Source organism: Brevundimonas sp. UYEF29 (assembly GCF_040546195.1).
GTDB lineage: Bacteria > Pseudomonadota > Alphaproteobacteria > Caulobacterales > Caulobacteraceae > Brevundimonas > Brevundimonas huaxiensis.
In genome coordinates this window covers 244,262-253,013 of the sequence record NZ_JBEPNH010000003.1, presented here as the reverse complement: position 1 = coordinate 253,013, position 8,752 = coordinate 244,262, and the positions used below count along the sequence as shown (strand labels likewise).

Sequence of the window (8,752 nt, the reverse complement as noted above, 5' to 3'; positions counted from 1 at the left end):
CTCAGGCGTCCAGGAAGGGCGGAAGACGCAGGTGGCGGCGGGCCACCTCGACGAAGTCCGGGTCGCGGCGCGCCGCCCAGACCGCCAATCCATGACCGACGATCCAGACCCCCAGGCCGACGAGCCAGAGGCGCAGGCCCAGGCCGAGCGCGGCGGCCAGGGTGCCGTTGACCATGGCCAGGGTGCGCGGGGCGCCGGCCAGCAGGATGGGTTCGACCAGCGATCGGCGGAGCGGAGCGGTGAAGTCTTCAGGCAGGATTTCGGCCATCAAACCAGAGCTCCGCCGCCGAAGGAGAAGAAGCTGAGGAAGAAGGAGGAGGCGGCGAAGGCGATCGACAGACCAAAGACGATCTGGATCATGCGACGCGCGCCGCCCGAGGTGTCGCCGAAGGCCAGGGTGAGGCCGGTGACGATGATGATCATCACGGCGATGATCTTGGCGACGGGGCCTTCGATCGATTCCAGGATGGACTGCAGCGGGGCCTCCCAGGGCATGGAGGATCCGCCGGCGAGGGCCGGGGAGGCGGCGGCCAGGACCAGGACGAGTTGGATGGTGGCGGCGGCGCGGCGGGACAGGCGGATCATGGATGGCTCCTTCATCGGAAAGCTTCAGGGTTCGAGATGGGTCAGGCGGTAGGCGCCGGCGGAGGACAGGCCGTCGACGGCGGCGAGCTCGACCAGTCGGCGGGCGTCGCCGCGACCGGCGAGCACGGCGATCAGATCGATCGTCTCGGCGATCAGAGCGCGCGGCGCGGTGACGACCGCCTCCTCGATCAGCTGTTCGAGCCGGGCGAGCGCGCCCGTGGCGGAGCCGGCATGAAGGGTGCCGACGCCGCCCGGATGGCCGGTGCCCCAGGCCTTGATCAGGTCCAGGGCCTCGCCGCCGCGCACCTCGCCGATCGGGATCCGATCCGGCCTCAAGCGCAGGGCGGAGCGCACGAGGTCCGAGAGGCTGGCCGATCCGGCCTTGGCGCGCAGGGCGACGAGATTGGGCGCGGCGCACTGAAGCTCGCGGGTGTCCTCGATCAGCACCACCCGGTCGCCGGTCTCGGCGATCTCGGCGAGCAGGGCGTTGACCAGGGTGGTCTTGCCGGTCGAGGTGCCGCCCACGACCAGGATGTTCTTGCGGGTGGCGACCGCAAGGCGAAGATGATCGGCCTGGGCCTTGGTCATGACGCCGGCGGCGACATAGGCGTCCAGACGGAAGACGGCGACGGCGGGTTTGCGGATGGCGAAGGTCGGCGCAGTCACGACCGGCGCGATCAGGCCTTCGAACCTCTGGCCGCCGGGGAGTTCGGCCGAGATCCGAGGCCGTTCGGCATCGACCCGCTCGCCGACCTGATGGGCGACGAGTCGAATCAGCCGTTCACCGTCCGCTGGGGACAGACGATGGCCGGTGTCGGCCAAACCGACACCGAGGCGATCGGCCCAGATCCGGCCGTCGGGGTTGAGCATCACCTCGACCACGTCGTCCTCGTTCAGCAAGTCGCCGATGGCGACGCCGAGCGCGGTCTGCAGCATCCGCAGGCTTCGGTCGGCGATCATGGCGCAGGCTCCGTCGTTGGGGATCGCAACGCGATCTCGGACGGGCGATTAAGAGGAGCGAAATTCCCTCGGCCGCAACAGTCGAGACGGGGGCGTAGGGCGGGGGCGTAGAATGACTTGCGGGCTTCGGTTTTAGCCCTGCGGAGACCGCGTGTCCGACCGCCCGGAAGCGTCCCAGGCAATCGGCGACGGGCCGACTCAGCCTCTGGGCGCCTATGACCGAAGCCGAACTCAACGACCGTCTCGACGCCATGGCGCTGGCCGCGAAAGACCAGGCCGATCTGGCGCCGGGGCTGATTCTTTTCGAAACCGATGTCTGGATCGACCGGCTGTCCGCCGTTCGGGCCACCTGCAGCGCCTTGCACGACGGGCTGCGGCATCGCGACATCCAGATCCATATTGGCGCTGGTCTCGAGACGTCCGTCCTGACGCGGGCCGCGGCCGGCGGGCGCGGCGAGCCCTATCGCGCGCTCGGCCCGCGACCCCAGGCGTGAGACGGCGCTCACCGTCACCGCCCTAAGACCGAGGCGGTTGAGCCGGCCCGCCTGAGACCGGGACGCCGGGCGCCGATCCGGCGGGTGAGGCGGGATTCGCCTGCGCTCAGTCCGGCGGAGTCGGCGGTGTCGTCGCCCCGCCCGAAGGCGTCGCCTCTTCGAGCACCTCCCTGGCGAAGGCCCGGCCGTTCGCCAATCGCCGTCCCAAGGCTTCGACGAAGCCGGCATAGCGTTCGCGGCCCTTGGCCCGAGCGGCCGCTTGTGCACCCTCGGGCAAGGCGGGGGTGGCGGTCAGCCAGAACCGGATGAACAGGGCCAGCATCTCGACGGCAATCCCGAGATCCCGCTCCAGCCGATCCGTGCGGCGATCCAGCCGATCGAGCCTGCGGCTCAGAGCGGCTTCCTTCTGATCCGAGGCGTCGGGCGTCAGGAAGCTGGCGATGGCGGCTTCGGCGACCGTGGACTTGGGCGCCCCGCGGGTCTTGGCGTAGGTCTCAAGCGCTTTGAGGAGGTCCGGGTCGAGATAGACAGTGAGGAAGGGTTTGCGCATGGCGAGCCTCAGAGCGGAATGCCGTCGTCGGGGTCGAGCGCCGCCTGACGCGCGACCCGCCGCAGATCGGTGTCGGCAGCTTCGATCACGGGGGCCTCGTCGTCTTCGATGAAGAGCGCATCGGTCGGGGCGGGCGGGGTGGTGGGCACGGGCGGGGGCTCCAGGTCCGGCTCCTGGCGCGGGCCACCCTCGGCGGCGGCGTCGCGCCAGGCGTCCGCCGCGCCCGCCAATGTCGGGCGGCCCGCCTCGTCATCCCCGCCCAGGCCTGGTCTCGGCGCATCGCCGTCGGACGCGGTTAGGCGTGGGGGAGGGGGCGGCAGAACCCGACGGTTCAACTCGCGATCTCGGTAGTAGCGGGCCTTGCGGGCGCGAATCGGGGCGCAGCCGGAGACCAAAACCAGGGCTTCGTCGGGCGGCAGCTGCATCACCTCGCCGGGAGTCAGGAGCGGCCGCGCGGTTTCCTGGCGCGACACCATCAGATGACCGAGCCAGGGCGACAGACGGTGGCCGGCGTAGTTGCGCATGGCCCGTAGTTCGGTCGCCGTGCCCAGGGTGTCGGAGATCCGCTTGGCGGTGCGCTCGTCATTGGCGGCGAAGGCGACACGGACGTGGCAGTTGTCGAGAAGGGCGTTTGAGGCGCCGTAAGCCTTCTCGATCTGGTTCAGCGATTGGGCGATCAGGAAGGCCTTGATGCCATAGCCGGCCATGAAGGCGAGGGCGGTCTCGAAGAAGTCGAGCCGGCCGAGCGCCGGAAACTCGTCGAGCATCATCAGCAGCCGCCGGCGCCGCTGACCCGCCTCCAGGTCCTCGGTCAGGCGGCGGCCGACCTGGTTGAGGATCAGGCGCACGAGAGGTTTGGTGCGGCTGATGTCGGAGGGCGGCACGACCAGATAGAGGCTGACGGGCCGATCGCCGCCCACGAGGTCGTCGATGCGCCAGTCGCAGCGCGCCGTCGCTCGCGCCACGATCGGGTCGCGGTAGAGACCGAGAAAGCTCATGGCGGTGGACAGGACGCCGGAGCGTTCGTTTTCGCTCTTGTTGAGGAGTTCCCGGGCGGCGGCGGCCACGACCGGATGAGGGCCGTCCTTGCGGTGCTGGGCCGTCATCATCCGCCGAAGCGTGGTCTCGATCGGCTGGCGGGGATCGGACAGGAAGGCGGCGACCCCGGACAGGGTTTTGTCCGGCTCGATATAGAGGACGTGGAGGATGACGCCCACCAACAGGGCGTGGCTGGTCTTCTCCCAGTGATTGCGCCGTTCGAGCGCGCCTTCGGGATCGACCAGGATGTCGGCGATGTTCTGGACGTCGCGCACCTCGCGCTCGCCCAGACGCACCTCGGCGAGCGGGTTGTAGGCGCTGGAGGCGGGGTCGGTCGGATCGAACTTGATCGCCGGACCGAAGCGGGCGCGCCAACCGGCGGTCAGGGTCCAGTTCTCGCCCTTGATGTCATGGACCAGGACGGAGCCGGGCCAGGTCAGCAGGCTGGGCACCACCAGGCCGACGCCCTTGCCCGACCGGGTCGGCGCAAAACACAGCACATGTTCGGGGCCGTCATGACGAAGATAATGGTCGTCGAGCCGACCGAGCACCACGCCGTCCTCGCCCAGCAGCCCGGCCGCACGGGCGTCGGTCGTTCCCGCCCAGCGCGCGGTGCCGTAGGTGGTGGCCGCCTGCGCCTCGCGCGATCGCCACACCGCCATGGCGAAGGCGCACGACACGGCGAGGGCGACGCCGGACACCACGACGCCCGCGCCTTCGAGGAAGATGTCCGGGGCATAGGCGTCATAGACGAACCACCACCAGAAGAAGGCGAAGGGGGGGTAGATTCGCACGTCGCCGACAGCGAACCAGGGCGCGCCGAGCGCGGCCTGGTAACCGAGCCGCCAGGCCGTCCATTGGCCCGCACCGATGACGCCGGCGAGGACCAGGGCGAGGACCAGGCCGATCTGGCCCCAGAGAATGCGTCCGGCGGACATGGGCGGTTCCTGTGCGGAGGGTCAGACCGAGGGGCCCCGGCTGCGGTTGGGGACGGGAGGCGCGCCGGGGCCGCTGCGACCGCGAAGTTCGAACGGCAGGGCCTGGCCGATATGGCGGTCCATGGCCGGACGCCAGGGCACGAGGGTGAACCCCAGGCCGTCGTCGAGCAGGGCGAACCGGCCCGAGGCCAGGATCAGACGCCGGCGATAGACGGCGTCTTCAGAGGCGAGGGCGTCCGGGCGATAAGGCTGGCCTGTCTCGTTGGAGAGACGGGCGGCGGCGGCCTGGAGCTCGCGCGCGGACAGTTTGGCCAGCAGATGAGGGCGGGGCGTCACGCCGTCAGCGGTGCGCGTCGCCAAACCCTGGGCGACCAGCCAGTCGCCTCGTCGTTCGAAGGCCTCGGCGACTGCAGCGCCGAATCCGGCGCCGAAGGCCGGCCGGTTCGGATCGACGCGGAGGCGATCGAGCCAGGTTGCGCCGTCCGCCTCGACCTGACGGTCCAGGGCCAGATCGGTGCGGACGCGCAGATGCTGATGGCGCAGGCCCGCGCCCTTGGCCGGCGCCGCCTCGACGATGGCGCCGATGGGGGGATCGGGCAGGGCGGCGTCATGGACGGTGCGGTGGTGGAGGCTGCCGTCGAGCCCTTCGATCAGCACATAGCCTGTGCCCGTCAGTTCGTCGTCCAGACCGCGCGCGGCCACCCGTCCGATCACCGTCTGGGTGGTCTCCTCGGCGGACCAGACCGGCGGGGTGAAGGCGCGTCCGTCCGCCGTCATCGCGTCATGCAGGCGGGCGATGAAGTCGCCTTGGCGCGCCAGGGCCTTGAGCGTCGGCTCGGCCTCCGGCGACAGGCGCCAGCGTCCGACGCCGGCGGGCCGCGCCAGGCCCAGGGCCTCGAGCTTGCGAAGCCGCGCCAGCCTTACGGGCGAGGGCGCCGGCGCCGCCTCGCGACCGACCGGCCGCAGGTCGATCAGGCCGTCGTTGCGCCCGGCCTCCGCAGCGAGGAGGCGGTCGAGCCGGGTCCAGCGATCGGCCGATGCGTCCTTGGCCAGGCCTCGGGCGATCTCGCGTTCGCTGCGGGGACCGAGCTCGCGCTCGACCAGGGCTTCGGCGCGGCCGCGCAGACCCTGGGCGATATAGTCGCGGCTGATGACCAGATCGGCGCCGGTATCGTCGACGCCGCGCACGATCAGATGGACATGGGGATGGGGCGTGTTCCAGTGATCGACGGCGACCCAGTCGAGGCGCGTGTCGAGATCGGCCTCCATGGTCTTGACCAGGTCGCGGGCGAAACTCCGCAGATCCGCTATCTGGTCGGCGTCTTCGGGCGAGACGATTAAGCGGAAATGATGCCGGTCGTCTCCGGCCCGTTCGGCGAACCCCTTGCGGTCCACGCCGTCGGCCTCGGCGTCGAACAGCTGGCCTGCAGCGCCGTCGCGTGTGGTCCCGTCGCGCACCAGATATCGCAGATGGGCGCCAAGGGTGGCGCGACCGGCCGCCTGCCGCACCACCCGCGCCTTGATCACCACGGTCCGGCGGGCGGCGACGTGGCGGGCGAGCAAGGCGGCGGGGCGACCGCGGCCGAAGGTGCTGGGCCCGGCGCCGGGCGCGCGTCCTGAGCCGGAGCCGCGTCCGCCGGCGCGCTGGGTCGCCGCCTTGATCTGGTTGAGGGCGGTGGGCAGGCGCGAGACGCCCCGATCACGGATTCGGCCGGGCGTCGGCTCGAACTCCTCGTCGCGGCTCATGACGCCCTCGACAAGGTGCGCATTTTCCAACGATTTCCGTCGGTTCGGTCTCCCCGCAAGGTGCGGCTTCGACGCGCGCCTTGCGCCAAGCGGTTGAAACGGCGAGGAAATCCCACCCCCACCCCAGGCCGCACCTTGCGGCTTTTATCTTGCCCTCCCTGTCTTTCGGGCTTTCTGACCACCTTGGGGTTCATTCCCGGTCACCCAGAGGAAGCGACCGAGCCGTCGACGGCGCCGCGCCGATGGAGGCCGCCATAGGGGTGGGGACGGCGGCGGCGGCGGCGGGGGCGGCGAGCGACGCCGGCGCCGCACGACGGACGAACAGAGGCGAGGCATAGGGATCAGGCGGCGTTGTGGGCGGCGTAGGCGAGGGATTCCCGACGCCCGAGGCCGCCTCGATGCGCCCCTTCCGCGCGAGCGCGCGACGCACGCGCTGTTCGTAGATCCGGGTCTCGGCGGGCAGGGCGCGGCCGGTGCGCAGATGCTCGGCGTAGCGCCCTGGGCCGGCGTTATAGGCGCCCAGGACGCCGCCCGAGCCGAAGCGATCATGCAGATGGCGCAGATAGGCGGCGCCGGCGAGTATGTTGTCGCGCGGGAGAAAAGGGTCGGCGCCGAGGCCGTGAAGGCTGCGCATCTCCGCATAGGTGGCGGGCATCAGCTGCATCAGGCCGAGCGCGCCAGCCGACGAGACCGCGTCCGGATCGAAGGCGCTTTCGGCGTGGATCACGGCCCGGATCCAGGTCTCTGGCACGCCGAAACGATTGGCCGCCTCGGCGATCAGCGCCTCGTAGGGTTGCGAGGACGACGCCCGATCCGTCGTCCAGTCCGACGGCGACGCGGCGTGGACCGGCGCCGGGGCGAGGGCGCCCGGCGCGGTCGCGATCCCGGCTATCACCAGGATCAAACCCCAAGAGCGGCGCCTCATCGGCCCGATCCATTCAGCCACAGCGGCGTCACCAGGCCGAGAATTCGCGTTCGGGAGACCGGCCCGAAGTATCGGCCGTCGAGCGAGTCGGGGTTGTCGGGCGCCAGCAACAGGAGTTGGTCCGCGCTCAAGGTCCGGCAGCCCGACCAGACCGGCAGAAGGCGGCCGGCTCGATCGGTTCGCCGCGCTTGGGCGACGATACGGTCGTCGATCGTGAGGGTCTCGCCTTTGCGGCAGACGACCGAAGGCGCGACGGCGGCGACGGGTTTGAGCAACGGCAGGCCGTCGGGGAGATAGCGGCGATGCGCGAACAGCCGGGCCTGGTCCGGCGTGGGGCGATAGGCGACGCGCGCGCCGACGGCGAGGGGCGCGTCGGGGAACAGCCGATAGAGGCCGATCGGCGCGCTGGCGCTGGCGTTCCAGATCAGGCGCGGCGTCGGCGGCGCGACGACGGAAAAGGCGACGGCCGCGACGCCGACGGCGGCTGCGCCGAGGATCGAGACGCGGCGAGCCGACGCAGGACGCGCGCTCACGAGCGACCGTCCCCGCCCAGAACCTGGCGCAGTTTCAGGGCCCGGTGTCGCGCCGTGCTATAGGCCTGAGGTAGAAGTCCGGCGGTCATTCGGTTGTGGACGTGACGCCAATGATCCGGCGCGACCGCCTCGAGCGCGACGCCGGTTTCCGCGACCGCGTCGATCACCGCCAGGGCGTGACGGACACGCGCCCAGCCGTTCAGCCGCAGCAGGCTGACGGCGCCGGGCGTGACGCCGGGGATGGCGGTGCGGGCCGCGCCGCGCTCCACCGCCTGCAGGATATCCAGCCTCGCGCCCACGGCGCCGCGCGGGCCGCAGGCCCAGCGGACATAGGCGAAGACGGCGCCCGGCGCGAAACCGACGAACTGATTATGGGCGCTGACCCTGTGGGTCTCGACCACGGCGCCGAAGCGGATCCAGCGTTCGGCGCGGCCTTCGTCGTCGATCAGTTCGACCCAGGTGAGGGCGTCGCGCGCGACGGAAGCTGTGTCTGCGACGAGCGCGAGCGGCGGTGCGGGACGGGGGGCGCGCACCGGATCGGACCCGTCCGACTTGCGCGGCGGGCCGCTCATCGCCGCAGTCCCGAGGACGAACCGACCGTCGATCCCGGGCGCCGCGCGGGCAGAACCGGATCGTCTACGGCCGCCTCCGTCGAGGTTCGCGCGCCGCGATCGGCCCAGGCTTGAAGGTCGGACAGGGCATAGACGACCCGGCCGCCGATCTTGCGATAGATCGGGCCGGTGCCGTAGCAGCGGTGTTTCTCCAGGGTGCGGCCGGACAGGCCAAGATGGCGAGCGGCCTCGGGGGTGCGCAGAAAGCGCGGCGGCATGGGGGTGACGGCGTCGGTCATGGCGGTCTCCTGAGACGGGAGGCGCGGCGCTGAGCGGCGACGCACCGGACGCGCGCAGGATTTCGCGAGGCGGCGTGTGCGGGTAGACGGCCGGCGGGCATCGGCCGATGCCGGGCGGGCATCGGCCGTGTGG

The 8,752-nt window shown here is 71.2% G+C and carries 11 protein-coding genes; 1 reads left to right on the top strand and 10 read right to left on the bottom strand.

Annotated elements, in window-relative coordinates; translation table 11 throughout:
* Position 1: 1 nt before the first annotated feature.
* From ABIB58_RS06830 to trbB, 3 genes are read right to left on the bottom strand one after another with little or no spacing between them, the layout of a single operon-like run.
* A complete protein-coding gene (locus ABIB58_RS06830; protein WP_354039892.1) occupies positions 2–268 on the bottom strand; it encodes a VirB3 family type IV secretion system protein in 267 nt (88 codons plus the stop codon).
* Positions 268–585: a TrbC/VirB2 family type IV secretion system protein gene (locus tag ABIB58_RS06825; RefSeq protein ID WP_354039890.1), complete on the bottom strand. Its 318-nt coding sequence runs from the start codon at positions 583–585 to the stop codon at positions 268–270. Before ABIB58_RS06825 ends, ABIB58_RS06830 begins: the two co-directional genes overlap by 1 nt.
* Positions 586–609: 24 nt before the next feature.
* Positions 610–1,545: a P-type conjugative transfer ATPase TrbB gene (trbB, locus tag ABIB58_RS06820; protein ID WP_354039888.1), complete on the bottom strand. Its 936-nt coding sequence runs from the start codon at positions 1,543–1,545 to the stop codon at positions 610–612.
* A gap of 215 nt (positions 1,546–1,760) precedes the next feature.
* On the opposite strand from trbB, the gene ABIB58_RS06815 reads away from it, so the two are divergent.
* Entirely contained in the window at positions 1,761–2,039 is a 279-nt protein-coding gene (locus ABIB58_RS06815) for a hypothetical protein (RefSeq protein WP_354039886.1), read from the top strand.
* Positions 2,040–2,145: 106 nt separating this feature from the next.
* Here ABIB58_RS06815 and ABIB58_RS06810 read toward each other — a convergent pair whose 3' ends face one another.
* The 7 genes from ABIB58_RS06810 to ABIB58_RS06780 form a co-directional block, all read right to left on the bottom strand.
* Positions 2,146–2,589: a CopG family transcriptional regulator gene (locus tag ABIB58_RS06810; protein ID WP_354039884.1), complete on the bottom strand. Its 444-nt coding sequence runs from the start codon at positions 2,587–2,589 to the stop codon at positions 2,146–2,148.
* A gap of 8 nt (positions 2,590–2,597) precedes the next feature.
* Positions 2,598–4,565 carry a conjugal transfer protein TraG gene (locus tag ABIB58_RS06805; RefSeq protein WP_354039882.1) on the bottom strand — a complete coding sequence of 656 codons (1,968 nt, stop codon included), beginning with the start codon at positions 4,563–4,565 and terminating at the stop codon, positions 2,598–2,600.
* Between the two features lie 21 nt (positions 4,566–4,586).
* Positions 4,587–6,311, bottom strand: a complete 1,725-nt coding sequence (locus ABIB58_RS06800; protein WP_354039880.1) for a DUF3363 domain-containing protein — start codon at positions 6,309–6,311, stop codon at positions 4,587–4,589.
* 190 nt (positions 6,312–6,501) lie between these two features.
* Positions 6,502–7,236 (bottom strand): lytic transglycosylase domain-containing protein, encoded by a 735-nt coding sequence (locus tag ABIB58_RS06795; RefSeq protein WP_354039878.1) that lies wholly within the window; start codon positions 7,234–7,236, stop codon positions 6,502–6,504.
* Positions 7,233–7,769, bottom strand: a complete 537-nt coding sequence (locus ABIB58_RS06790) for a S26 family signal peptidase (RefSeq protein WP_354039876.1) — start codon at positions 7,767–7,769, stop codon at positions 7,233–7,235. Before ABIB58_RS06790 ends, ABIB58_RS06795 begins: the two co-directional genes overlap by 4 nt.
* Positions 7,766–8,341, bottom strand: a complete 576-nt coding sequence (locus tag ABIB58_RS06785; protein WP_354039874.1) for a DUF2840 domain-containing protein — start codon at positions 8,339–8,341, stop codon at positions 7,766–7,768. Before ABIB58_RS06785 ends, ABIB58_RS06790 begins: the two co-directional genes overlap by 4 nt.
* Complete coding sequence (locus ABIB58_RS06780; RefSeq protein WP_354039872.1) at positions 8,338–8,619, bottom strand: helix-turn-helix transcriptional regulator; 282 nt, start codon at positions 8,617–8,619, stop codon at positions 8,338–8,340. Before ABIB58_RS06780 ends, ABIB58_RS06785 begins: the two co-directional genes overlap by 4 nt.
* Positions 8,620–8,752 lie beyond the last annotated feature (133 nt).